Raw genomic sequence first — 25,088 nt, forward strand, 5'->3', positions numbered from 1 at the left:
ATCACAAGGAGGAGGTTTTCATGAGATCGAAGCTGTTGGCGGTACTGGCCGCCGGATTGGCGGCCGTGTCGCTTCGTGCGGCGGATGTGGATATGGTCATCGCGGTGAACGGAGCGGCGCTGAATGCGCATCCGCAGGTAATGCAGCTTCGGGAGAAGTTCGACCGGGAGGCGAAGAGTTCCGGCGGAAAATCGTTCGCCGAGCAGCTCGGCGCGCTGAAGCTGACGGAGGAGATGCTCGAAAACCGGCTGACCGCTTATATCAGTCTCGATACCCGCGAGGGAGCGGTCGTGATCGACACGAAAGAGGGGAAAGCGCCGGAACTCTTTGAAAAGCTTCGGGATATCCTGAATTTCCGGGACGGCGGCACGAAGACCGAGGTTGCCGGCTGTCCGGTCTACACCGGCGTCACGGCCGACGGGAGCAGGGGGACGATCCTCCTGAAGTCGCCGTCGCAGATCCAGATTCAGGCCGGTGAATCGCTGCCGCTGCCGCTGAATTTCGGCAGGATCAGCAAGAACCTGATGCTGGAGGCGAAGAGCGGCCGGCTGGTCAACATCGCCCTGGTGCCGACGGAGGAGATGCTCGCCGCTCCGGATGCGATGCCCCAGATGAAGTCACTCCGCATGATCACGCTCGGGCTTACCGATACGAAGCCCGAAGCGGCGATCGTCTTCGAGGGGCTGTTCAAAAACGACGAGGCGGCCATGGAGGTGAAGGGGCTGGTGGATGTCGTGCTGTTCGGTTTCGAGCAGAACCAGGCGCTTGACAACCGTTTCTTCCGGAAGATCGAGAGCAATGTCGCGGGCGGCAAACTCACCTATCGCCGGGTCGTCGATGACGGATTGCTCGAAGCGATCCTCCAGACCGTGGGCGGCCGGTTCGGCCGGCTGCCGAAGGCGGCGGGCCCGGCGGCGGTTCCCGAAACGCAGGGCGAATAGCTCCGGGGCGCGATGAGACGGTCTGGCGGCTGGAAGCAGGCGGCGGAAGGAGCCGGATATCTGCATGCGGGAATCCGGGCCTTTTACCGCGATCCCGGGTTGTGGGGATATGCGCTCATTCCGATGGGTATCCTGTTCGCGTTTTACGCGCTGATGATGCTCCTGCTGTTCTGGTTCGCGGCGCCGTGGGCGGCGGGGCTGCTGCCGGACCCGGCGCAGTGGAGCGCCTGGTTCCGCTGGCTGCTCTATGCTGCGAGGGTGCTGATTTACGTGTCGGTATTCGGCATGGCGGTACTGACGGGGGCGTTTTTCCTCTGTTCGTTGTATGAGGCGTTCGGCGCGTTTTTTTTCGACAGTCTCGTTCAGAAGTTCGAGCGGGAGCGGTACGGGGTTGAAGCCGCTCCGGTGCCGTTCCGGGAGAATCTGCGTTATCTGCTGCAGTCGGCAGGGTTCTCCTTCGTGACGATGATCTGGAGCTTTCTGCTGTTCTGGCCCGGAATTTTCATCCCGGTGGCCGGGATTCTGCCGGCGGTGCTGGTGGTCGGCTACCGTTTCGGGCTCACGTACGTTTTCTCCAGTGCGTTTGCGGACCGTGTTGACGTGCGCGAGGTCAGGCGTCTGGCGGCCCGGAACCGGGCGCTCATGCTCGGCTTCGGCGCGGCCGGCTACCTCTGGCTTCTGATTCCGTTTTCCGCGGTGTTTCTGCTGCCGGGATTCGCGCTTGGCGGCGCGATGATCTACCGGGAGCGTCTGATATGTTCCACCAAACAGGGAGGTGTGTCTTGAAAAAATGGAGACGATGGATGGTGTGGGCGGCGGCATTGGCCGTGCTGCCGCTGCGGGCGGCGCAGCCGGAACTGCTCTACGCGGTGAATTTTGACGATCCGGACGTCCGGGCGGCGGTCGACAAGTGTCCGTTCGCGAAGGTCGAGAAGGATTTCGAAGGGACTTCCGTCCTGACCGTGACGGTCCCGCCCGACAAGATGTCGGACGGGAACCCGGTTGCGGTGGTCATTCCGATCGACATCGAGAAGATCGGCGCGGCCGGCGGGAATCTTTACGGAGAGGGCGATCTGAAGTTCACCGGCGTCACCAGGCCGATGTACAGCTGGAACGGCGTGAAATTCATGCTGGTGTTCAAGAGCGAAGGGAAAGAGCAGTATCCGGACTTCAACCCCGGCTGGCAGACCAATTGCGGGACGAAGGACTGGTACCGCGCCAGCTCGAGCACCGTGATCCCGAAGGATGTGAAGAAAGCGTACCTGAATCTCGGACTCCAGCAGTCGTCGGGTACGGTTTCGTACCGCAACATCCGGTTTTACCGCGGCGATGCGTCTCCGGAGTCGACGCTCGCGAAGCAGCCGGTTCCGCAGGCGAAGTACACGGTCGATCTGCCGGTCCATCGCGGGGTCATGTCGCCGAACCGGTTTGACGAAAAGGATTTCGCGGACCTTGCGAAGTGGAATGCAAACCTGATCCGCTGGCAGTTGAACCGGCCGCTGGACCGGCCGTACACGCTCGACGAGTACAAGGCGATCACCGCGAAGAAGATCGACGAACTCGGCAAAGTGCTCGACGCGGCGCGGAAACACGGAATCAAGGTCGTGATCGACCTGCATCCGTTCGAGGGCGGCAAGCTGATTTTAAGCACGCCGGAGGGACGGCAGTACCTGGTCGACGTCTGGAAGGAGATCGCAACCCGGTACAAGGGGCATCCGGCCATTTTCGGCTACGATATCCTGAACGAGCCCCATTCGCGAAATCTGCGTCCCGGCGACCCGACATGGCCGGAGCTGGCGGAGCGGACGATCAAGGCGATCCGGGCGATCGACCCGGTAACTCCGATCATCGTCGAGCCGGACCAGATGGCGCACTACGAACTGCTCGAGTACCTGCCGGTCTTCGAGGAGCCGAACATCATTTACAGCATCCACTTCTATGCGCCGGGGCAGCTGACCCACCAGCTCGATCCGAAGGTGAAGCCGATTCTCGGCTATCCGGATGAAACGCGCGGCTGGAACAGGGAGTACCTGCGGAAGAATCTGGAGAAGGCGCGTGAATTCCAGCAGAAGACCGGGGCGCGGATCTACGTCGGCGAATTCAGCTGCATCCGCTGGGCGCCGGGCGCGGACCGGTATGTCAAAGACCTGATCGATCTGTTCGAAGAGTACGGCTGGGATTGGAGCTATCACGCCTTTCGCGAATGGCAGGGTTGGAGCGCCGAGCACAGCGACGATCCGGCCGTCATGGACCCGGTGCCGACCACCGGCCGCAAGGAGGTTCTGCTGAAAGCCTTCGAAAAGAACGGAAAATAAGAATATGTGCTTGCGGGGAGCGCAGGTGCTGTCAGCACTCCCCGCCGCAGGCGACTCAAGCCGGAAGAGGGATTATGGTTCGATCATCTCCGGCAATTCGAAGGTGAGGAGGGCGATTTCGCCCGGAGCCAGGCTGATCCCGGCATCGGCGGAATACCGGAACCGGCGCGGATGCGAAGCTGACTCCAGCTGCGACAGTTCGGCAACGGACGCAAATTCCGGCGCTCCCTGCCGGAGCCAGGATTCGTAGGCGCTCCCGTTTTCCGGCATGACCTGTTCGCAGACGGCGCCGCTTTTCAGGCCGTCGATCCGGATTTCGAAGGTCTCATTCTCCTTTTCCGGGTCGAGATAGTTCCAGAGGAGGAGCCGCACCGTCTTTTGCTCCCGGGCGGCCAGGGCGCCGAGGCACTTCGCGGGGCGGCTCCACACTGCGGACAGTTCCTCTCCTGATACGGCGCGGAGAAAGCGGAACGCATGGAACGACGCCTTCGGAATGCCGTTGACGTTCAGCAGCCCGTAGCCGCCGTGGAACGGGGCGGAATGGAAACCGCACTCCTCATAAATGTCGGAACCGTTCCAGAATAAACTGCCCGTGCAGACGGAGCGGAGTTCGGCCATGGTTTTGACAATGAATGCCGCGTTCGCGCATTCGTCGTGATTGAATGCGAGCGGGCCGGCAGAGGAGTTCCACTCTCCGAGGAACAGCGGAACCGGTTCCGGCAGCAGCTTCATGGTCTGCCGCACCCGCGTGAGGAGCCGCGGCAAAAGATCGGCGCTCTGCAGCCTGACTTCTCCTTCGGCTCCGTCCAGGAAGGCGATGTCGCTCGGATAGGCGTGCGTGGAGACAAAATCGCACCGGCACCCCGGCGACGGGTCTTCCGGCGATGGTGCGGAGACATGGCGGCAGAAGTCGGCAATCCACGCGGTTTTGCTGGTCGCCGGCCCGCCGACGCGAAACCGGGAATCCTGACGCTTGATTGCAGCGCGGGAAAGGTCGTACAGCTTGAAATACTCCTCTTGCGTGCCGGTCCAGAAAGGGAGGTCCGGTTCGTTCCAGACCTCGAAATACCACCTGCAAAGCTCTTCGCGGCTGAACCGTTCGATGAGAACATGCAGGAATTGTTCCACGAGTTCCTCCCAGCGCCGCCAATCGCGCGGCGGAGCCGAGCGGAAACGGTAATGACAGACCGATTCCTCCGTCCGGGCCAGTGCGCCCGGCATGCCCGACAGTTCGAGAAAGGGGATCTGCCCGTTGTCCAGGATGCGCTCGAGAACCGTCAGGGGCTTTTCGAAGTGGAAAGAGCCGTCCGGCGCAACCGCTTCGAGCTGGTCATTGAAGATTCCGTGACAGCGCACATAGCGCATGCCGAGCTCTTCCCGCAGCCGCCGGAAGTGGCGGGGCAGATCCTCCCGCAGCCAGAGGGCCGCATGACAGCTGTTGATGCCGAACGAGCCGATGTTGCGTACATTTTCTCCGGTGGCGCTGCCGATCGACAGACCGATTTTTTCCTGATTTTTCATGATTGCTCCTGAAGGTGTCGGGGCGCGCGGACGAATCTCACGCGACGCTCCGGAAAACAGTTCAAACGGAACCTACCAACGATAGTAGCGGTACGGGTCGTCTTCCTCCTCCGGCGTTTGAAGATAATAACTGTTCAGCCACGGACCGTCTGCAAATAATCGCGGGCTTCCGGCCATGCCTCCGTCCCGGAAGATGTTTTTCACGCGAACCGCGATCACATTTCGTCCCGGCAGGAGCTCCGACCGCCGGATGGCGAAGTCGCGCGGACGACACCAGTAATCCATCGGAGCGTTGGCTTTGGTCACTTCCCCGAGAAATTTCCCGTTGAGCCAGATCTGCGATTCGTCATCTACCGGCCCGAGCGAGAGTGTGAGTTCTTCCGGCAGCAGCGGTGAGGGTTCGAATTCGAGCCGATACCAGCCGTATCCGAGGTCGTCGTAGTAGTGCGGCAGCGTGACCTGCTGCCAGCCCGAGTCGTCGAAATCGGGTTTCCAGGCATTCTCCGTTGCATTCACGATCTTTTCCTCCGGCATCATGCACCAGTTGCGGGAGAGGTCCTGCCGGAGCAGCGGCGCCGGAGTCGTGAAGAAGTTCCGCAGCGGCGTCGTCATCTCCGCCCCGTCGGTTGCGAGAAAACGCGAGAGCAGGAACACATTGCGGCGGTAGCTGCTCCGCAGCGCCGGCTCCTTCGTGTAATCAAAATTCCACGGTGCAGCCTGGAGAATCGTCACCGTCCCCCGCCCGACCCGGTAACGCCGGAACCAGGAATTCTTCCCCTCCTTTGATGGTGGCAACGGCGCGAGCTTCGGAAAACGCCGCCAGTAAGTGTCAGCGTGAGAGATCCCCGCAACACCCAGCGTCTTCCACTGATCCGGTTCGTAGTACGGAATCGCATCCACGGCTTCCCCTGCGTTCATGCCCAGTGCGGCGAGAGTTTGGTTGTCCGCGCCCAGCGCGAGAACCCGCAAGCCTGCGTTGATCCGGCGGCGCAGATCGGCGGGAGGCGTTGCTTCCGGACCGAGCACGAGCAGCGTTTCTTCCGGTTCCGCCGCGGGTGGCAACTGCCGGTTCACGGCGACGCCGAGCCGGGTCAGCAGTTCGACCCCGGCATCGTTCCCCGCGTAATAGAGCGTCCTGCCCGGAGCAGGCGCGGGAGCTCTCTGTATGTAATCGGCGATCCGGCGCAGCAGCGCTGCCGCCGCGGGATCGTTCTCCGTCCGCCCGGAGAGATCCATCTGGCAGAACAGTATGCGCTGTCCCGCTTCCTGATGCTCGAGCAGCGGCGTGTATTGCAGGTCAAAGCCGCAGTCCACGAGCGGCAGCCAGTTGCCCCGGGAGGGTTTTTCAATCAGCACCGAAGCCACGGCGTTGCGGTTCCCGCGCCGCCACACCCGCGGCAGGTCGAAGCCGTTCCAGACCGACCGCGGAAACGCACTGTCGAAGGCGTTCGCGGGAGAGGAACCCGGCGTGAGCGTTGCGTCTCCGCGCCAGTTCGCCAGAAGCTCCTGCGGAAAACCCGCCATGACCGGATGCTCCGGCGTTCTGACAAATCCCTCGCGGGCGCCCCATTCGGTCACCCGGAACCCGAAACGGTTGTTCAATGCGTTCGAGCTCTGTTCGAATACAACGATCCCCCGGAGTTTCGCGAGCGTTTCCGGCGGCAGCGCCCACGACGGCTTCGCATCAAACGCCTCGCGGCCGATCAGGAGTGCGTCTCCATCGGCGAGTTCACCCGGATTCGTCACCGGCGTGAATTCCACACCGGCGGCGCGGAGCGCCGAGGCGCTCATCCCCTTCGGGTCGAAAAGCCGGAGTTGCGCCCGGGCCTCCGCGGCGTTTCCCCCGGGCGGCAGATGCAGCAGGATTCGTTCGACCCGTTCCCTGCCGTCCGCGGAAATCCGCGCCTCGAGCCGGCATGTGCCGGAAGCGCTTTCCGGCATGATGCCTTCGAGCGGAATTGCGACGGTTTCGCCGGGATCCACCCGAACCGTCTCCCGGGACGACCATTCGCCGTCACCGATTCGCCAGAGGTACGCGACATCGCGGGCAGAATGGTGGTCATTGATGATGATCAACTGTTTATGAATCGGTTCGCCGGGTTTGTAAATATGGGTCTTATCCGTGAAGACCGGAGCGCCGCCGAGAAACGCGAGCAGTGGCTGGTTGTCGCGCAGCAGCACTTCTCCGGTCGGGGTCGGACGGAAATTCTTCTTCTCGGGATCGTTCAGATAATTACGGTTTGCAGTGAAGTGGTCCGGGACGATTCCGGGCTGATGCAGATTCTGCCGCGCTGCCGGATTCGGCCGTTTCGCCGTCGGACGGATCCGCTGCCAGAAATCGACCTGATCCCACGGCAGTACGGCGGAGATTCCCCAGCCGCGCATGGCGCGCCAGTTGTCCTGCATATACCACGCTTGTACTCCGCTGTAAAGATCGGTAAGAGCCTGGATGCGGGAGGTCAATTCCCAGCCTCCGAAATTTTCGCCGCTCGCGAGCAGCTTCCGTTCGCGTTCCAGCAGCGCGAGCTTGGCATCGTCGAGCCGGTACGCGGCATCCCCGAGACAGGCGGCGGCAAACTCGGACGCCCACGCCCAGGTTCGAACCGGCGTCGTCCAGATGAAGGCCGGTCCCCGGTAATGCAGCCAGCTCGCGAGGTGCGGCATGCCCCACTCCACGAAGAAGAGCGGTTTGCTCCCCTCCGCTGCCCAGTGTTCGAGCCAGTCGCTGCGCTCCTGGCGCGGACTCCAGTTCAGATAGATGTTGACCGTGTGCATGTTCCCGAAGTTGCCCGACTCGTGATGGTAGACGGGGCGCGACGGGTCGAATTCCGTTGCCACGGCCTCCGCGAGTCGCCCCTGCTTCCGGATCGCGAGGAACGAACCGGTCGCTCCTTCCTGTTTGGCCGGGTCGAGCAGCCCGTCCATCCGGTCCGGATTCTGATCGCCGCCGTAGCCCAGCGCGTTGTGGTTCATGGTGTACAGGATTGCCGCCGGACGATTCTGCACCTGCCGCACCAGATAGTGTGTCAGGGTGCGGTAGCGGGCCGCCGTTTCCGGATCGTCCAGCTTCATGCCGAAGTCGCCGATGTGGGGAAGGCTGAGCGCGTACAGCGTTCCGCTCTCGTCGGCGGCGTCGAGCACCCCCCGCAGATAACCGACCTGGCCGGGGGTGAATCCGTAGTTGCCGGTGATGAAGAAGTTGAAGCCGAACTCTTTCATCCGGTGCATCGACCGTAACGCGCTTTCGCGGGCGGCCTGGTCGGCGTATTCGGTCGGGTTGGTCAGCAGCGCGGCCCGCAGGTGGACCTTGTGGCCGTTCAGCCGGAAATCCCGCCCGTCGATCCAGAACTCCCGGAATCCAAACGAAATCGGCAGGCTTTGCGAGAGAAGCCGGCCATTTGCGGCGTTTTTCAGCGTGACGGTTGCCTCGTAAACATTTTGCGGATGTTCCGGGTCCCACAGTTCCGCATCGCTCCACGGCGCAGAGAAACGCAACGGGCCTCCGGCGGCCGGAACCGTCATCGGCTCAGACGAAAAATGCTTCACGCTGCTGCCGTTTTTCCGTATCTCGGCTTCCAGAAGCACCCCGTGCGTCCGAACATCGGCAAGAGTCACGAAAAAGGCGATTTCGCCGCGGCGTACCGAGGTCTCCACCCGGATGTCCACAATGCGGTCCTGCATCGGGGCGGAGGTCAGAAACACATCTCCGGTCAGCCCCTTCAGATTGATTGCGCTGCTGCCCGCCACGAGCCGGTCGGGAGCCATGAACCGCTCCGCTCCGGCTTCCACGGGCTTGGCAGAAACGAAGACGGCCAGCTCCTGCGGTTTGCCGAATTTCACCAGAGGGGTAAGCTCTACGGGTCCGCCGGGAAACCAGGCTTCCCCGGCCGGGCGGCCGTCGAGAAATACGCGGGCATGGGTCTGGAGCAGCGTAAAATCCACCTCAATTCTGCGGCCGCGCCATGTTTCCGGCACCGTCACGGTGCGGCGATACCATGCCTGATCAAGTTTGTCGGCGGTTTCCGTCTGCGAATGCGCATATCCCGGCGGCAGATGAATATCCTGCGCCGGGACTGCATGGGGGAGCCCCTGCGGATTGGGCCAGATGCCCGGTACCTTGAACCAGCCCCATTCGCCCTGCGGCACTGCGGCAGTTCCGGCATTGTCTGCGGGAAGAAAATTCCAGTAACCGTTAAGACAGATTTTTCCGTTGGTTGAAGAACTTCGAGACCAGGCGCCATCCAGCGACCAGGAAACTTCAGCTCCGGAGGGAGGGCGCCACGCCTGCTCCATGTTCCGCACTTCGTCGGAATGGACCAGACGGATATCGGCGAACTGCAACACGCATTCTCCCTTTTGCTGCGTTCCCGGCATGACTCCGAAATTCAGGGTGGAAACGCGCGTGCGGTCGTAATCGCCATCGAACAACGGCAGCGGAATCAGGACTGTCTGGAATTCGCCGGTGATTTCAGAAAGCAGCCCTGAAGCCAGCAATCGGACCTGACCGGAGCTTTTTCTGTCCGCATCGCCGAGCTGGAACCAGAAGTCGGCAAGCTCTCCCGACACTTTGCGAAACTTGAGCGAGAGTGCATTATAAGGGCGCAGGTCGTCGCCGCCCGGTTGCCAGTTGTGCCAGTTCCAGCCTCCGCCGGCCCAGTAGTTGGTCCAGCCGGCCCGGAACTCCAACCCCTTGCGATTCTGGAGCACAGGTAGGGAGGTGATCGCCAGCGAAGTGGTCTCCTTTGGATCGGACCAGCCGGAGCCGTGGAGCCGGCTGATTCCGTCGAAAATGATTCCGGGCTCAATGCCGCTGACTGCCGCAATGGAAAAGACGGATAAGAAAACGGCTTGAAAAAAAATCCGTATGTGACGCATGTGTTCTCCTGGGAAAAATCAAAGTGCAATCAGTTTATTGGGATCGTAAAAAGCGGCTCCGAACGTGACCATCCGGTATCGTTGTCCTTCCCCGACGTGAAGATCATAGAAGAGCAGGTTGATACGGTTGCCGTGCCGGTCGAAATCCACAACACTGTCATCCACATTGATTCCATTGGCGAAATCACCCTGCCACTCTGCGCCGCTGATTCCGAATCCGTAAGGCCAGCCGTGTTCCTCATTTTCGTTCGCCGTCTCCGAAACCAGGCCGCGCCGGGAGGGATGGGTGATGGAATGAACGCGGAACCACTTGAAATTACTGTCATAATACTGATTCGTGGCAAAGAAATTGGTTTCCCGCTCCGGATACTGATTCATGCCGTAGCAGGAAAAATTCAGTTCGCTGACGTTGTCCGGCACTTTGGGGACGACGCTTTTGCACCCGGTGTAGAACATGCTTTTCGAATTCCACAAGTCGGCGAGCGTCGGATAGCCGTCACCCGACCGGGGAGCGCCTTCCAGATAGATCGAGAGATTCTGAATCCACATCCGCTGGTAATCCCGGGCGGTATAGGTTCCGTTCCAGTCGTCCGCATAAAACTGATGGGCCGCGCCGATATTTTTGAGCGTTATTCTTACAGGTCGTCTTGTGGGCCGCCATGCGCGCCTGCTGCAGCGCGGGCAACAGCAGCCCCGCCAGAATTACGATGATCGCAATAACGATCAGCAATTCAATCAGCGTAAAAGGACGAAATCGAAACAAGCCGGTGGACACAGGGGCAAACCGATATCGAAGAGTCATGACGATATTCCTCCATGTTGGACTCCTGATGTTTCAGTCGGTACTCCGAATCGCTCACTTCCCGTTATCGCGGAAGTGGAAAAGAGGAAAGGTCAATCTTTGCCGTCGAACTGAATCCGGCTGATCTCCACCGCACCCCTGCCGTCGGCACTGCCGGGTACGAGACCGATATTCAACGAACAGACGGTCTTGAAGTCAGCTCCGCCCGTCAGCAGTTTCAGAGGAATCGATACCGTCATGAATTCGGCCGGAAGCTCTTTTACTATTTCGGCTCCGACCAGCTTGACCTGCGGGCTGGTTTTATTCGCGGCATCGGCAAGCTGTACCCACACGTCCTTCAGCTGTTCTCCTTCCGCCTTGCGGATTGTGACCGTCAGGAAGTCAAAAGAGGTGATATCGCTGCCCGGCCCCTGCCAGTTCGTCCAGTTCCAGCCGCCGCCGGCCCAGTAGTTTTTCCACCCGCCTTCAAACCGCAGAATTTTTGCTCCGCCGGTTTGGGCCGCATCAATCAGGACGAATTTCGTGATATCCTTCGGGTCGGACCAGGAGGAGCCGCCCGCGTGCTTCTCCCCGTCGAATACAACCAGCGGCGCACCGGCTGCAAAAAGATTCATAACGCAGGCAGACAGCAGACAGGCAACCGGGAAAACATACTTTACCAACATGACTTCTCTCCTTGTGTGATGAAAATTCAGGGGGGATAGCTATTTCAGGAATTTCACGGAATCACGCGGAATCAATTGATTGTCCACAAGAATGCGCATCGGATGCTCCGTTTCGTCGTCCAGGAGCCGGGCGGCGATATCGATTGCGTTCGTCACAAGCTGGATATGGTTCTGCTTCAGCGTCGTATGCGCCGGCCAGAGGTAAGGGGAAATGCTCGGGTGTTCATAGGAAATCAGCGACAGGTCGTCAGGAATCCGCACACCCAGCCGGTGAAGCTCTCGAATGACTTTCAAAACGGCACTTTCAGAGGAAATGACAAGCGCGGTGAATTTCCGAGAGAGAACATGTTCCAGTACGTCGGAAATCGTGTTGCCGGTGATGTCGAAACTCCGTTCCGCTTCGCTGTCGACGCCGTGCTGTTCGAGCGATTCCAGAAAACCCAGGCGCCGTTCACTGTTGCCCCAGCCGCCGAGATGGTCCTGGAGCAAGCCGATTTTACGGTGACCGTTTTCGTACAGATGCTCGTACGCCAGCCGGATTCCCTGCCGATGGTTGACGCCGACGCTGGAAACGCCGTCGGCGATTTCATTGATCAGCACGAACCGCGTATGCTTCTGCCGGAGCAGCAGCTTCTTGCTTTCCTCAAAGTAAGGAATGGCGATGGCGGAGTGAATGAAATGCTCCTGCAATTTTTCGATCCGGCCGATGGAAATCAGCTCCAGGCCCAGATTCCGCGCGGAAAGCTGTTGGGCGACATAAGCGAGCATGGTGGCAAGGTAAAAGTCGCTGTGAATTTCATCGAGGCTCTCGATCACCAGTCCGATGCTGCGCTCTCCGGCGGTGATCCGCGGGGAATATTTTAGCTGATGGGCCGTATTCAGAATTTTTTCCCGCATTTTCCGGCTGACATTGGGATGATTTCTGAAAACACGCGATACCGTAGCGAGGGAAACTCCGGCCCGCTCCGCTATCTCGGTTATGTTTTTTTTATCCATGATCAAACTCCTTTCCGATGGCCATTCCACAAAGCAAAAGGATGTTTATGAAAAAACTTTCAATTCATACTTGGCCTGTCTTAATATATTATGTGATAATTTTCCATCGATGTCAAGTTTATTTGCGAGAAATATTGAAAAATTTTTCAATTTCTGCGGCGGCCGGGTTCCGAAATCGGGAGCAGCTCTGCAACTCCGCCGGGATCGGGGGGATTCGAAAACGGGTTCGGCGTCAGGGGCGGAGGGGGAGCCGGTATGCCCTGCCGGGCATATCGGACGCGAGAATCAGCAGAAGCCGTTCAAGTCCGTGTGCGAGCGCTTCGTCCGCTGGAATCGGTTCCGCCGGGAAATCGTCGAAGGAGAGAGGCGGCTCCAGAAGCCGTTTCCGGGCGGGCACGCCCGGCGTGCCCGCCTGTAACGCGGATATGTCAGGCTGCTGAGTGTTCGAGTTGCCGCGGGAATAGCAGGAGCGGAACCCCGAAAAAACTTTATTTGCGCTGAAGTTTCTTCGGAGTTCCGCTCCTGTTTGAATTCAATCACGCAGGACCTGCCGCTTACTGCCGCCTCCGTGCCGATCCGCCCGATGCGGGGAAGATGGTCTGGTCATACCCTCATCATGCTGCCGGGTCTGCTGAACGTATGCTTTGTCCGTGATTACTTTTTGTCATCTGTATTGTCCACGATCTCCTGGAAGACCTGTCCGTTGTCGGAGGTGTCCACGGTACGCGCGGCCAGATCCTTGAAGAGGCGTATGATATCGACCGTTCCGCCGATCGAGAACCACACCGTGGAAATAACTCCGACAATACCGGGCACGAGCAGATAGGCAATGTAGTAGTAGTTGCTCCACCACTCATTCGGCCACGGCGAAATGGCGTTCCAGATTACGACCGCGATAAACGTCAGTCCCAGCTGGTAGATGAAACTATAAGTGAATACGCTCCAGGCAATGACCTTGTCGCCGCGCGTGTAGTCCGGCGTGATGCTCAGCAGCTTGGCGAAAATATTGCGGAGAGTCCAGCTCTGGCGTTCCACGATGTGGCCGTCACTGTATTCGCCGCGATGCAGAAGCTTGTCCAGATTATACGGCTTGTAGGTGAGGTACGAGCCGATGATATAACTGCCGATCGCCAGCATCATCGAAATGAAGAAGATTTCGTAGCTGTTGATCGGAAACTTCACTGCATCCATCTGCCACTCGATCCAGGGATTGAAAGGATCGCTGACGGCTCGCAGGAAGTTGTCCAGCGACTCGACCCAGCCCTTGTCCGCCAGGAACGGATAGATGTGCAGCGCCCAGTTGCGCTGGAAAATCAGTCCGAGCAGCGACGTGCCGCTGCCGAAGATCAGGGCGCACCACGCACCGGTCAGGTTGCCGAAACGGGTGTACAGACCGAACACCATGATCGGACCGGCTCCGCCCAGCCAGAAGGCGCACATGATCGTCGTGAACATGTTGATATAATCCATCTGAGAGAAGAACAGGGCTACGACCAGGAAGAAGAGCGATACCCCCACCGTGCACCAGCGCAGCAGGATCATGTGCGTTTTGGGGTCAAGCGGTTTTTTGAGAAAAGGCAGGACCATATCCTGAATGATGCATCCGGCGGCGTTGAAGATTCGGCTGTCGTCGGTGGAAACCAGCAGCATCACCATCAGTACGCAGAACAGCCCCATCACGCCGACCGGAAGGATTTTTCCCATCATCGTCGGCATCATCATCTGGTTGTAGAGCGAACGGAATTTCTGGAAGGAGTGGCGTCCCTCGGGCGTGTCGCCTAATTCATTGCGCACGATATTAAGATACCGGGTATCGAGGTTGTCGTTCTGCGACAGCAGGATGTTGCTGTCGTGGGTGTCGTGCGCCTTGTCCGGGATCGCCCGCACCGTTTCGATGACCTTGGAACGGACTTCCGGATCCGTGATCGCCTCGCCGGCGACCCGCTCGGACAGGATCTTGCGCATTTCGTTATTGGTCACGCCGAACCGGTCTTTGTTGAACGCGAATTCCGGGCTGTTCATAAAGACCACGGTGATGATGCCGATCAGGATCATCATGATCATGGAGAATCCATTGCGGAAACTGCCGAGAATACCCGCCATTTTCTGTTCATGCGGGGTTCGGCCGGAGTTGCTCGTATCGTTGCCGATCCAGCTTGCGCGGTTGATGACGGATGAAATCAGATTGACGATCAGGGCAAATAAATTGAAATCGCGGAGCTTGGCGATGTCATAGGGATTGAGGAAGCTTTCGCCGTCGACACGGTCGAGAAGAATCGGCGCAAGATCCACGTCCCAGGAGAATTTCAGGATCACGAAGCCGATGATGACAACGAAGATCGGGTAGCTCATCAACCCCTGGATCGAGTCGGTCACCAGCAGGGAGACGCGGCCGCCCGGCCAGATCACGAGTGTCGCCAGCGTCAGGCACATTACCACGATAATGGCGTAACACGGCAGGTTGATTCCGCAGATCATCACCTCATGCGGCAGGCCGAGGAAGTAGATGAAGAAGTTGGTTGCGATGGCGGGCCCGATCGCGTTGGTCACCATCTCCGCCGTCGTGCTGACGAAAGCGGTGATGAAGCGGAAACTCCTGCTGCCGTAACGCAATTCGATGAACTGCCCTTTGGAAAGACACTTGGTTTCGCGCCAGCGGTAGGTGCAGAAACCGGTCAGCGCCAGTACGATACCGATCGGCGCGGTAATATTTGCCCAGAATGCCACGCCGAATCCGGTCTGGTAATATTGTTCCGCATTGGCAACGAGGGTAATGACGGAAAGTCCGGCCATCAGGTCGCCTACCGAGATCACATAACGGCCGGCTACGCGGCCGGCCGCCAGATAATCCACCACTCCTTTGACGTATCGTTTGGAGAAGAAAGCGATCCAAACGACAAATGCAATCGGCAGGATAACGATCAGCCAATCAATCCACGACATAATTTTATGTCCCCCCAATTCTTTCTTGGTTTACTGTTTATTGTATTTCGTAAAATAAAAAAACGGAATAATATACCATGAGATTTCCAAAAGTAAAGACCAAATTGGTCCGGTAGGCTTAAATAAATGCCATAAATTTCCCGAAGGACCTATAAAACTATTGATAATACATGATAGTTGATTATATAAAATCTCTTTGGAAAGTTTTTTTCTTATCTTCGAATCTTCTCGCATGGCATTGATCGGTGACGAATATCGGAGTAATGGATTGCAATTTTGCTTCGATGCGTTCGATGGCTGCCTATGTCAACGTGATCCGGCAGTTTTCAGGCGCCGGCTGTGCCGCTGATCTTCCTGCGCGGAGAGGCAGATCGCGGCAAAGTTGAAAATTTTGCCCTGAGCGGTCCCGGATGAACCTGGCTGTAAACGGAGTTTTCCCGACCTGCATACGGTGTGCTTTCATCATTCCAGCAGGCACGGGAGGTTCTTTCCGTCAGAGCGGGTTTCGCGTATGGCGGTGTGCGGTTCCGGATAGCGGGGTCAGCGGACGGCGGTGAGCCGGTATGCCCTGCCGGGTACGTCGGACGCGAGAATCAGCAGAAGCCGTTCAAGTCCGTGTGCGGGCGTTCCGTCCGGCGGAATCGGCTCCTCCGGGAAATCGTCGAAGGAGAGCGGCAGCTCCAGAAGCCGTTTCAGGGCCTCCGAGCGCGCCCAGAACATGCTGCCGTGCGGAAAATCGACAACCGGAAATTGCCGGATATCCAGATCCGTGTACCGGTTGAGCAGCCGTTCCGCTTCATCGTAATTGCAGCTCCAGCCGGTCGCCGGGTCCGGCGTCACATCGGCGGGCGGCGCGGGATAAACGAACTTGCCGTCCCGGGAGAGCAGCTCCCGGATGCCTGCAACCCGTTCGGGGCTCCCGAGCAGAGAATCAAGGGTGCTGCCGAGCCAGCCGGAGAGGCGCCGGTCGTGCGGACTCTTCTTGCTGTGGATATGGCAGATGAAATCGTATTCCAGCAGCCTTCGCCCGAACCGGACGATGAACGGGGCCAGGTCCCGGCCGCGGTTCGGAACCGTCTCCACCGCTGTCGGAAGGCCCGGAAACGCGGCGGCCAGCCGGGCCGCCGTCGTTTTCCGGACGGAGTCGGAACTGACCGACACGAACAGGTCGAAGCTTCCGGGAATATTCCTCAGCCTGCCGATGAAGCCGTCGAGCATCTCCGGGTAGAACAAATGCAGATGCACCGCCGTGCGCCGGGCGGCCGTTTCCCGGTCCGGAACCGTATGCAGCTCCGTGACTCCGAGGCGCGCAAACGACTCGCGCCGCACCTCGCTGAGTTGTGCGGGCGGCAGCGCGATCCGGCCGAAGCCGGAGGCGTTTCCGCCGCTGCGGATGCAGTGCCAGAGCGGATTGATCGTTGTCTGCACGATCTCCGGATGGGCGGCGAGGTAGCGGGCGGTATCGAAGAATATGCAGGGATTGCGCAGTTCCGCCGCGCCGCGCCGGACATAATGGGTAATCGGGTGGGTCGCCAGGCGGCCGAATTTGGAAATGACCGGGAGACGCTTTTGGCCGAGCCGGTACAGACGGCTGCGCCTGACCGGAAGGAACGCATCCGGGTTTTCATTCCAATACCAGAGCGGACAGAAAAGCTCGCGCTTTCTCAGGGCGCGGATGACGTAAAAATCGTACAGCAGCCGGGCGGCTTTCCCTCCGCCGCCCGCAAGAATCCATGATTCCAGATTGCGTGTTTTCGAAGACGTCACTTGATCTTTCCGCATTGCTCCTGGGAAATCATGTGTTTTTCAAGTACCAGTTCCCGGGCATTCCGGGCGATCTGTTCCCGCTTTCCGCGGTCGCGGATCAGGTCCGCCAGGGCTGCATACCACGCTTCCGGATCGTCGCCGTCGACAACGACAGCCGTGACGCCGTTCTCGACGAGCTTGCCGTAAACGACTTTGCTGCACACCGTCGGCAGACCGCAGATGCTGTTTTCAAGGAACTTCAGGGGACTCTTGAAAGCGTTCATCGGCTTCTGCGAAGAGAGGGGAGCCACTGCGATATTCATCCATTCCGACACGCTGCGCAGCCAGGAGATGAATGCGTAATATTCCGAATTCGGAACCGGCAGTGTAATCCACTCTTCACAGCCTGTTTTCTGGCGTGTTCCGCCGATCATGAAGAACTGAACCGGAAATTCCTTCTTCAGGCGGGCCACGACCGGATTGATCAGCGCCAGGTCATCATCGTGCGTCCGCGAACCGAAATAGATCACATTGACTTCACGGCGTTTATTCTGGATAATCTCCAGCGTTTCGATATCCAGAGGGGCTTTGATCCCATCGATCCACGCCTGCCGGTTCAGCGCATTCGGCTTGACTGAAATATTCGAGGCATAAGGCGCGATCGCCTCCGCCAGCTCCGGTACCGAAACAACGACTCCCGCCGCATGCCGCATCAGCCGTTTCAGGACAGGCAAATACAGCACATGTTCCTGCGTCAGCAGCGGATTATCGTCAAGTTCAATATAAAACGGCAGCTTCAGAAGGGCGCATTTCAGCAGAAAAGACGATACCAGTTCCTCAGGAATCGCGTCGCGGCAGATGACCAGCGCATCATACCGGTCGAAGGCGGTTCGATCCAATGCCAGTGCATTGAGCACATCGACTCTGGCTCCCGTTTCCTCGTATGCTTTGCGCCAGTCGAGCAGACGGACACAGCTGCTGGCAAAGAAACCGTTGCGGGAAGGACGTGGAATCAGCCCGAGACGCGGCGCGGTTTCAAGCAGTTCGCCGAACGTTTTTCCCGGTACCGGTTTCCCCGCATGATCGGGCTGAAGCAGCCCGGAATAGATGTCCATGTACATGGAAGCCATCCGTTCGATGGTATTGTTCCTGCCGAAGCCGGACTGCCATTCGGCAATCGCCTCAAGCCGTTGCAGATAGCCCGGCTTGTCGGCTTTGATGTCCAAAAGCTGCCGATACAGAATCTGGGGATCACGGTCAAGCAGCCAGCCTCCGCGGCATTCCCGCTGCAGTCGTCGGCCGACCGCTCCAAGGTCGAATGCCGCCACGGGAAGGCCTGCGCTCCAGCTCTCCGTCAGCGTGTGGCACCAGGTTTCCGGCCAGATTGAAAAAATAACGGAAATGACCGGATTGATACGGGCGACACGTGCGGCAAACTGATCCCGCTCGTATCCGCCGTGGATGATGATTGATTTTGCAAATCGTTTGGACCGGAGTTCATTGACGGCTTCGCCGAGAATATGGAACTCCAGGCGATTTTCCACATCAAGCTCCTTCAGCCGCAGGATGATGGCCGCACCTTTCTCCCGGGAGATGTTGCCGGGGACGAGGATACGGAGGCGCTCGCCGCTTTCCGGGAAACGGTCTTCCGGCTGAAGGAATTTTGTGAAGTTCCGGCCGTGCGGAATCACATGAAAATCTTCCGGCCGCCGGCTGATTTCGGAAAAGTTCTCGAGCAGCAGATCGCGGGCGAAGGACTCTGTCGTTACGAAGCGGTCGCAATATGGGAACACCGCCGTGTTGAACGTGTTTTTCCAGCGTTTCGAAAATGCCTCGTTCAATTCGGGCAGGAAAGCCGCAGGCAGCTTGCCCAGACCGATGTTTGCCCGGTTGTTGGTGATTCCGTGCGGCCAGAAGGTTCCATCCCGGTCCACCAGCTTCACGCTGGGGCAAATGGTGTAAAAATCATGGAAGGAAAACACCACCGGGATGGCGAGGCGCTTCGCCAGCGGAAACAGCCCGATGCTGTTGAAGCCGATGTGACGGACGTGAATCAGCTCAATTTTGTATTCGAGCAGGATCGATTCGGCAATCCGGTCGTATTCGCCGGAGCGCAGCGAAAAGAAATTCACCGGGTTTTCCAGGCGGTACTCCTCCAGCAGCTTTTCCGAGCGCCGGCAGTCGAACAACTGCAGAGTGCGATCCTGGCAGAACAGGAGAAACGGTTCGTAGTGCTCCCGGATCGCCGACATCAGATCGCGGTTGGTCTGCGGCGTTCCGCCGGTACGGACACAGATGACGTAGAGCACCCGCGGCTTTGCCGTACGCCGGGCGTACATCCACTGTTCCAGCTTTGCCGCCTGCTCGCGGATCGGCTGGAATGCGCTTTCCAGCAGAGAACGGTTCAGCTGCGGAAGTTCCGGATAGCGGGAGTGAAGAATTTCCCGGGCTTTCTGGACCCGTTCTTCTTTTTGTGGACCGAACGACTGGGCGTTGACGTGATAGACCAGAACGGCATCGGCGATGGAATGCGTCCAGCCGCGATAAAATGCCCGCATGCAGAAATCGTTCTCTTCACCGTAGCCGAGTCCGAACGTCTCGGCGTCGAACATTCCGACGTCGTCCAGAAGCGCACGTTTGATATACATGCAGAAACCGTGTCCATTATGGATTTCCGGGCCCCAGTTCCGCGCATGCTGGAAATACATCCGGGAAATCTGAGGCAGAGTCTGATGCGGCGGAAGCGGATTTTCTCCTTTGATCGGGACGGAAAAAGCGTTCGAATTATTTGAAACCGCCGACACGGTTCCGATGGCATCAGAACGATAAGCCGCCAATTTCAGCAGCGTGCTCCAGCGGTGGGAAACAACCGTGTCGCTGTTGAGGATAATGACATCGCAGCCAGCGGCAAGTTCAAAACCGCGGTTGACGGTTCGGACAAAACCGAGATTGGTTTCATTCCGACAGGTTTCGAGCCGGGGCGCAAACCGTTCCTTCAGTTGTCCGAACAGCTCCCCGATACGCGGATCCGGGCTGCAGTCATCAATCAGGAGAAGCCTCACCTCTTTCGGAGTGTATTCCAGAAGAGAAGTCACGCAGTCCAGCAGAACGGAAAAACCGTTGTATACCGGAACGACCACGGCGATTTTCGGCTCTGCGGCAACTGCGGCCGAATGTGTGTAATTCACTCCGGAGGGATGTTTCTCCTCCGGAATCGGCAGGCATACCGGCAGCTCGCTTTTCTTCTTCCGCATCAGGGGCTGCCGGGATTCGTACCGGCCGCGGGTAATGAAATGAAGCAGCGGATTCTGCCCGGAATCGCGGACATCATCATTATTCCGCAAATAGAATAAAACATCGAAATCCGGTGAAGGATTGCGTCCTTCCAGCCAGCCGTTCCGGCAGAAATGCACGATGGGCGAAAACAGGAACCTGCCTCTCAGATCCCTGTTGTTCTGCAGATAGAAAATCTCGTCGAACATTCCGCTGCGGCGGATGGTCTGAATTTCGCGCAGCAGGTGCAGCCCCCGGCGCGGGTGAAGGAGACCGCATTTTCCCACCGACAGCAACAGCCCGCCGAATCGCCCCAGACGGACAAAGAAGCTTTTTTCTCTGATTTGAAGCTGAAGATATTCTTGATGTTTTTGCAGAAAACGGAGCTTTTGTTCCATTTCTGCCGTATTCTGCCGCAAAGAGGCTGCATTCCGCACCAGCATTTCCCGCACAGCGGAAAACTGTTCCGATACGAATTGCTCCGTCAAGATACTTTCATCCGTTTTGTTCATAATGCTATCTGTTTTTTCTGTCGATTTCGGAATTTGCGCCAGACAATCCGCAGCTTTCTCGGGAAATATGTAATGCACTGGCCGGCCCGATAACTACGGGAGTTCCGGATTTGCATCAACTGCTCCGTCAAAAGCCGCAGCTCCACGCATTTGTCGTCAATGATCCGCCGATTCTGCGCCAGCCATCCGTCCCGTTTGGCAATTGCCGCCTGATGCCGCAGCAAAGCTTCATCCCGTTTCGCGATTACGGCCTTATGCTTCACGAGGGCGGCGTCCCGTTTATCAATTGCCGCCCTGTGCTTTTCCAGTGAAATGGATAATTCCTCAATACGTCGTTTCTGTTTTTCCAGTGCCTCATCGCGCCATATGACGGCTGTGCGGCATTTTTCGATCTCCATTTTTCCTGCCGCAATCTCGGCGTTCCGTTTGTCTATCACACTGTTGCGTTCTTCCAGCAAGCGGTGCATGCATTCCGTTTTTTGAACCAGCGCTTCTCGTTCGAGCTTCAGCTTCTCAAGCGATGCATCGCGGCGTGAGACGGTATCGCGGAGTGCCGCCAGCAGCTCCTTCTGCTGCCGGTATTCCGTTTCGCGCCGGTCGATCACACTCTTTTGTTCCGCCAGCAACTGCTGCAGGTGTTCCGTTTTGCGGACTGTCGTTTCACGTTCGAGCTTCAGCTTCTCAAGCGATGCATCGCGGCGTGAGACGGTATCGCGGAGTGCCGCCAGCAGCTCCTTCTGCTGCCGGTATTCCGTTTCGCGCCGGTCGATCACACTCTTTTGTTCCGCCAGCAGCTGCTGCAGGTGTTCCGTTTTGCGGACTGTCGTTTCACGTTCGAGTTTCAGTTTTTCAAGCGATGCATCGCGGCGTGCGACGGTATCGCGGAGTGCCGCCAGCAGCTCCTTCTGCCGTACGCATTCGGCACGCCATTTCTCCAGTGCCTGCTTCGTTTCGTTGAACTGAAGTAATGCCTGATCGCGGCGGACAATCGTTTCCCGATGTTTTTTCAGCGCAGCCTGCAGCTCGCGTATCGTCTCCGCGCTTTTTTCACATTCTGCCTGGAGTTTTCCGGAAAACTCTTTCTGGACATCATACCGGAGCGTCTGCATCTGCGCCTGGAATTCCTGCGTTGGTCTCCCCAGGATTCCGGCCAGGAAGCGGGAAAGTTCCTCGTTCGAATTTTCCCGGATGCAAAGAAGGCTGTCCCGGTTCGGCGCGATCGTGGAATATTCAATATCCATGAATCGGTTTACAATTTCGCTTCTGCGGTCGCTCAGCACGGTTGAAGCGGGGTTCAGATTTCCGACGAAACAGAGGCCCGAAGGACCGATGTTGAGATTGTATATCTTTAGATCCGGGCGGAACTCTTTCAGGCAGAGGACGAATTTATAAACATCGCCCGTCCAGAATCGTGTCTGCCGTTCGCGTTTTACCGATAATGCGTCTGCCGGAACCGTATCGTGGATCAGGACGATCGTGTGCGGCCCGGCCCAGCGCTCAACATGGATGAAATCATCCAGGACGGATTCAAACAGATGCATTCCGTCGATGAATGCAAGATCGATCACTCCATTGCCCAAAACATCTTCTTTTTTTCTGGCGGCAAAAAAATCATCGCTTTTTTCAGGAAAAACGGTTGTATTTGCCGTCAGCTCATGTCGGATTTCAGGTTCCGGATCGATGCCGATCGTTTGCGTTTCCGGTTCTGCCAGGCAGAGGGATTCGCCGTATTGCACGCCGATTTCGAGATAATGAGCCGGTCGAAGCAGCAGATGAAGCTCCCGCAGCAGATAGTAATATTCCGGAATCGCCCGCATGGTTTACTTTTCCTCCATTCGTCCCAGTCTGGTCATTTTTATCTCATGCATGGGAATTCCGGCCAGACCGACCGCAACGGAAGAGGCATGAGATTCGAATAGAAGCGCCTCATACATCCACTCATGCTGAACATTTTCCTTCTGTGTTCCCTCGGCGGCGGAAAGCAGGACGGAATAGTGTCCTTTCGGCAACAGCGGCATGACAAATGTGAAATCCGCGGAAAACATTTCACCGGCCCTGATTGTCAGCGGATTATCCAGATAAGTGAGGCAGGTGTTGTCGCCGAACAATTTCTGGCCGAGCTTGTCGTTGACATAAAAACCGACAATCGGGGAGTGAATATCCTGCTTCGCCAGGCATTCTACGTGCAATTTCACGATTTCCCCGCCGACAATCCAATTTACCGGCTTATTCTTTTCGTCGGTGAAACAGACGTTTTTGATTTTGATCCCTCCGGCACCGAAGCTTCTGGAGTCCTCCTTGAAGGTGAATACCTCCAAATCATTGCGCAGATTCGTCCGGTTCAGGAAATCGGTTCTCATATCCCGCCATTTGGCCGGACCGCCCGGAACCGGCTTTGCCGCCGGCGCTTTCCGGGTCCCGTCGATTTTCTGATTTTCCGCATACAGCTCTTTCAGGTAAAGGTCCGCCACTTGCTTGGGTTCCCCGCTCGTGACCATTCGCCCCTTTTTCAGGTAGATGGCATGGGAGCACAGGCTTTTCACGGAAGAGATATTGTGGCTGACGAACAGTACAGTGTGGTCTTCCATGAATTTACGGAGATAGCGCATGCATTTTTGCTGAAAAGCCGTATCTCCGACCGACAGGGCTTCGTCGATAATGAGAATATCCGGGGCGGTCACGATCTGCACTGCGAACGCCAGGCGCATCCTCATGCCGCTGGAATAAGTTTTTACCGGCTGGTCGATAAAGTCGCCGATGTCGGCAAAGTCGATGATTTCGTCATACTTCGCCAGTATTTCCCGGCGTTTCAGGCCGAGAATCGTTCCATTGAGGAATACGTTTTCCCGGCCGGTGAATTCCGGATTGAATCCGCTGCCCAATTCCAGAAGCGCGCCGATTCTTCCCCGGCGTTCGACTTCGCCGGTCGTGGGCTGAAGTGTGCCTGCGATGATCTGGAGCAGTGTGCTTTTGCCCGCCCCGTTCCGTCCGAGAATGCCGATGCACTCTCCGCGGCCGACCTCGAATGAGATGTCGCGCAGCGCCCAGAATTCCCGGAAAAAATTCCGGTGTCCCATGCAGAGCGTCTGATAGAGACGGTGGACCGGTTTCTGGTAGATCTCGTAACACTTCGATATGTGAGAAACCCGTAATACGGCTCCTTCAGATGACATCGGCAAACCCCTTTTTGGTTTTGATAAACCAGACCAGCCCCAGGTGGGCACACAGAGCGCAGGCTGCGATCGTGGTCAGCATAATCGTCCAGTTTGGCGTCATGCCATACCAGAATACCTTGCGGGTTTCTTCAATAATATATGCCAGCGGATTGAAGCGGATGATGAAACGGAAGCCCGGCGGAACGGCATTGATCGGATAAAAAATCGGCGTAATGAAAAAAAGAACGCGGATGATTACAGCCACGCATTGCTGGATATCTCTGATATATACTCCGATTGACGCCATGAACAATCCTACTCCCAGCGACAGAAGTACAACTGCCAGAATGGGCAGCGGCAAAAGCAGCATTGTCCAGTAAACCGTCCCTTTTGCCAGCACGACGGCGATAAACAGCAGGACGAACCAGGCCAAGCCGAGCACAAGGCTGGAAAACACGCGGGCTATCGGCAGAATTTCCAGCGGAAAAACGACTTTTTTCACATAATTCTGTTGTTTGGTGATCTCTCCGCAGCATGTACCGAGACTTTCACTGAAAATATTGAATGTGGCCAGGCCGCAGAGCATGATGATGGCGTAAGCGCTGCGCGAATTTTCTTCTCCGCCCCAGCGGGATTGGAAAATCACGGTGAAGACAAACGTATACACGGCAAGCATCAGCAGCGGCAGAATGAAACTCCAGAGGATTCCGAAAAGAGATCCGCGGTATTTGGCGTGAATGTTGCGCCGGACCAGTTGCTCAAGCAGATCCCGGTTTTTCCAGATGATCCGGATACCCAGTGCAGGATCGAATAAAGGTTTTATTTTGCTCCAGAAAGATCTGTTCATTGCCATATTGTTCCGGCTTCGGCACATGTGGACCGAAGCCGCTGTTTCCTGTGATTACCGAATAAAAACAGCTCGCAAGCCGGCAGGAAACCGCAATATCCAATTCAATATCCAGAAGTCCCGCTATTCTTTTTACTATACACTCTCCGCTTTCCATTTTCAATATGCAGCCGCCAATTAAAATCCCGTATTTGAAAAAAATGCCGCTTCCTGTCGAACCGGTCTTGCCGGAATGGTCTTGCCGTGCTATTTTAACTGTTTGAAAAAACACATTCAGCCGAATGGCGCGAAGGCGTGTTCCGGAGTTTCATGAAAACCGGCTGCGGCCGTTGTCCGGCTGAAATCATCAGGGATTGAAAGCAATGAATGTCATCGACATTGCGGTTGCCGTCCGGCCGGCGGCGCCCGGCGGCGCAGGCCGTTTTTTCGGGCCGCGGAACAGGGCGAAGTCCGCTGGGACGGGCCTCGGCGCCGGTCTCGGGCATAGGCAGGCGAAT

16 protein-coding genes are annotated in these 25,088 nt (G+C 57.6%); 3 read left to right on the forward strand and 13 right to left on the reverse strand.

Translation table 11 applies throughout. The features are described 5' to 3' along the window. Positions 1–20 precede the first annotated feature (20 nt). From FYJ85_RS07630 to FYJ85_RS07640, 3 genes are read left to right on the forward strand one after another with little or no spacing between them, the layout of a single operon-like run. Positions 21–941, forward strand: coding sequence for a hypothetical protein (locus tag FYJ85_RS07630; RefSeq protein WP_154417698.1), 921 nt, complete (start codon positions 21–23; stop codon positions 939–941). 12 nt (positions 942–953) lie between these two features. Then, entirely contained in the window at positions 954–1,727 is a 774-nt protein-coding gene (locus FYJ85_RS07635; protein ID WP_106052817.1) for an EI24 domain-containing protein, read from the forward strand. Then, positions 1,724–3,256 (forward strand): glycoside hydrolase family 5 protein, encoded by a 1,533-nt coding sequence (locus FYJ85_RS07640; RefSeq protein ID WP_206213032.1) that lies wholly within the window; start codon positions 1,724–1,726, stop codon positions 3,254–3,256. Before FYJ85_RS07635 ends, FYJ85_RS07640 begins: the two co-directional genes overlap by 4 nt. A gap of 72 nt (positions 3,257–3,328) precedes the next feature. On the opposite strand, the gene FYJ85_RS07645 is transcribed toward FYJ85_RS07640, so the two are convergent. From FYJ85_RS07645 to FYJ85_RS07700, 13 genes are all read right to left on the reverse strand, one after another. Beyond that, a complete protein-coding gene (locus FYJ85_RS07645; RefSeq protein ID WP_154417702.1) occupies positions 3,329–4,777 on the reverse strand; it encodes a GH39 family glycosyl hydrolase in 1,449 nt (482 codons plus the stop codon). A gap of 72 nt (positions 4,778–4,849) precedes the next feature. Further along, entirely contained in the window at positions 4,850–9,652 is a 4,803-nt protein-coding gene (locus FYJ85_RS07650) for a glycoside hydrolase family 2 protein (protein ID WP_154417704.1), read from the reverse strand. A gap of 18 nt (positions 9,653–9,670) precedes the next feature. Beyond that, positions 9,671–10,201, reverse strand: a complete 531-nt coding sequence (locus FYJ85_RS07655) for a hypothetical protein (RefSeq protein WP_206213033.1) — start codon at positions 10,199–10,201, stop codon at positions 9,671–9,673. Further along, positions 10,149–10,454, reverse strand: a complete 306-nt coding sequence (locus FYJ85_RS23025; RefSeq protein ID WP_206213034.1) for a prepilin-type N-terminal cleavage/methylation domain-containing protein — start codon at positions 10,452–10,454, stop codon at positions 10,149–10,151. The genes FYJ85_RS07655 and FYJ85_RS23025 overlap by 53 nt, the downstream gene beginning before the upstream one ends. A 92-nt stretch (positions 10,455–10,546) precedes the next feature. Then, positions 10,547–11,119 carry a hypothetical protein gene (locus FYJ85_RS07660; protein WP_154417706.1) on the reverse strand — a complete coding sequence of 191 codons (573 nt, stop codon included), beginning with the start codon at positions 11,117–11,119 and terminating at the stop codon, positions 10,547–10,549. Positions 11,120–11,158: 39 nt separating this feature from the next. Beyond that, positions 11,159–12,115, reverse strand: a complete 957-nt coding sequence (locus tag FYJ85_RS07665; RefSeq protein WP_154417707.1) for a LacI family DNA-binding transcriptional regulator — start codon at positions 12,113–12,115, stop codon at positions 11,159–11,161. Between the two features lie 232 nt (positions 12,116–12,347). Beyond that, positions 12,348–12,512: a hypothetical protein gene (locus FYJ85_RS07670; RefSeq protein WP_154417708.1), complete on the reverse strand. Its 165-nt coding sequence runs from the start codon at positions 12,510–12,512 to the stop codon at positions 12,348–12,350. 257 nt (positions 12,513–12,769) lie between these two features. Next, positions 12,770–15,058 (reverse strand): sodium:solute symporter family transporter, encoded by a 2,289-nt coding sequence (locus FYJ85_RS07675; RefSeq protein WP_106052810.1) that lies wholly within the window; start codon positions 15,056–15,058, stop codon positions 12,770–12,772. Positions 15,059–15,598: 540 nt separating this feature from the next. Next, a complete protein-coding gene (locus tag FYJ85_RS07680; protein ID WP_206213035.1) occupies positions 15,599–16,825 on the reverse strand; it encodes a rhamnan synthesis F family protein in 1,227 nt (408 codons plus the stop codon). Further along, positions 16,822–20,364: a glycosyltransferase gene (locus FYJ85_RS07685; RefSeq protein WP_158703845.1), complete on the reverse strand. Its 3,543-nt coding sequence runs from the start codon at positions 20,362–20,364 to the stop codon at positions 16,822–16,824. The genes FYJ85_RS07680 and FYJ85_RS07685 overlap by 4 nt, the downstream gene beginning before the upstream one ends. Positions 20,365–20,585: 221 nt before the next feature. Beyond that, positions 20,586–22,277 carry a class I SAM-dependent methyltransferase gene (locus tag FYJ85_RS07690; RefSeq protein ID WP_420856463.1) on the reverse strand — a complete coding sequence of 564 codons (1,692 nt, stop codon included), beginning with the start codon at positions 22,275–22,277 and terminating at the stop codon, positions 20,586–20,588. A 132-nt stretch (positions 22,278–22,409) separates the two neighbouring features. Continuing rightward, the gene (locus FYJ85_RS07695; protein ID WP_106052806.1) at positions 22,410–23,762 is read right to left on the reverse strand and encodes an ABC transporter ATP-binding protein; all 1,353 of its coding nucleotides are present in this window, start codon (positions 23,760–23,762) and stop codon (positions 22,410–22,412) included. Next, positions 23,752–24,591: an ABC transporter permease gene (locus FYJ85_RS07700; protein ID WP_158703843.1), complete on the reverse strand. Its 840-nt coding sequence runs from the start codon at positions 24,589–24,591 to the stop codon at positions 23,752–23,754. The genes FYJ85_RS07695 and FYJ85_RS07700 overlap by 11 nt, the downstream gene beginning before the upstream one ends. Between the last annotated feature and the right edge of the window lie 497 nt (positions 24,592–25,088).

It is taken from the genome of Victivallis lenta (assembly GCF_009695545.1).
Lineage (GTDB): Bacteria > Verrucomicrobiota > Lentisphaeria > Victivallales > Victivallaceae > Victivallis > Victivallis lenta.

Bases quoted from the DNA above. Each gene is read 5' to 3' on its own strand.
- FYJ85_RS07655 (WP_206213033.1), bottom strand. From the start codon at position 10,201: ATGTGGATTCAGAATCTCTCGATCTATCTGGAAGGCGCTCCCCGGTCG.
- FYJ85_RS07650 (WP_154417704.1), bottom strand. From the start codon at position 9,652: ATGCGTCACATACGGATTTTTTTTCAAGCCGTTTTCTTATCCGTCTTT.
- FYJ85_RS07660 (WP_154417706.1), bottom strand. From the start codon at position 11,119: ATGTTGGTAAAGTATGTTTTCCCGGTTGCCTGTCTGCTGTCTGCCTGC.
- FYJ85_RS07630 (WP_154417698.1), top strand. From the start codon at position 21: ATGAGATCGAAGCTGTTGGCGGTACTGGCCGCCGGATTGGCGGCCGTG.
- FYJ85_RS07695 (WP_106052806.1), bottom strand. From the start codon at position 23,762: ATGTCATCTGAAGGAGCCGTATTACGGGTTTCTCACATATCGAAGTGT.
- FYJ85_RS07700 (WP_158703843.1), bottom strand. From the start codon at position 24,591: ATGAACAGATCTTTCTGGAGCAAAATAAAACCTTTATTCGATCCTGCA.
- FYJ85_RS07635 (WP_106052817.1), top strand. From the start codon at position 954: ATGAGACGGTCTGGCGGCTGGAAGCAGGCGGCGGAAGGAGCCGGATAT.
- FYJ85_RS07675 (WP_106052810.1), bottom strand. From the start codon at position 15,058: ATGTCGTGGATTGATTGGCTGATCGTTATCCTGCCGATTGCATTTGTC.
- FYJ85_RS07645 (WP_154417702.1), bottom strand. From the start codon at position 4,777: ATGAAAAATCAGGAAAAAATCGGTCTGTCGATCGGCAGCGCCACCGGA.
- FYJ85_RS07665 (WP_154417707.1), bottom strand. From the start codon at position 12,115: ATGGATAAAAAAAACATAACCGAGATAGCGGAGCGGGCCGGAGTTTCC.
- FYJ85_RS23025 (WP_206213034.1), bottom strand. From the start codon at position 10,454: ATGACTCTTCGATATCGGTTTGCCCCTGTGTCCACCGGCTTGTTTCGA.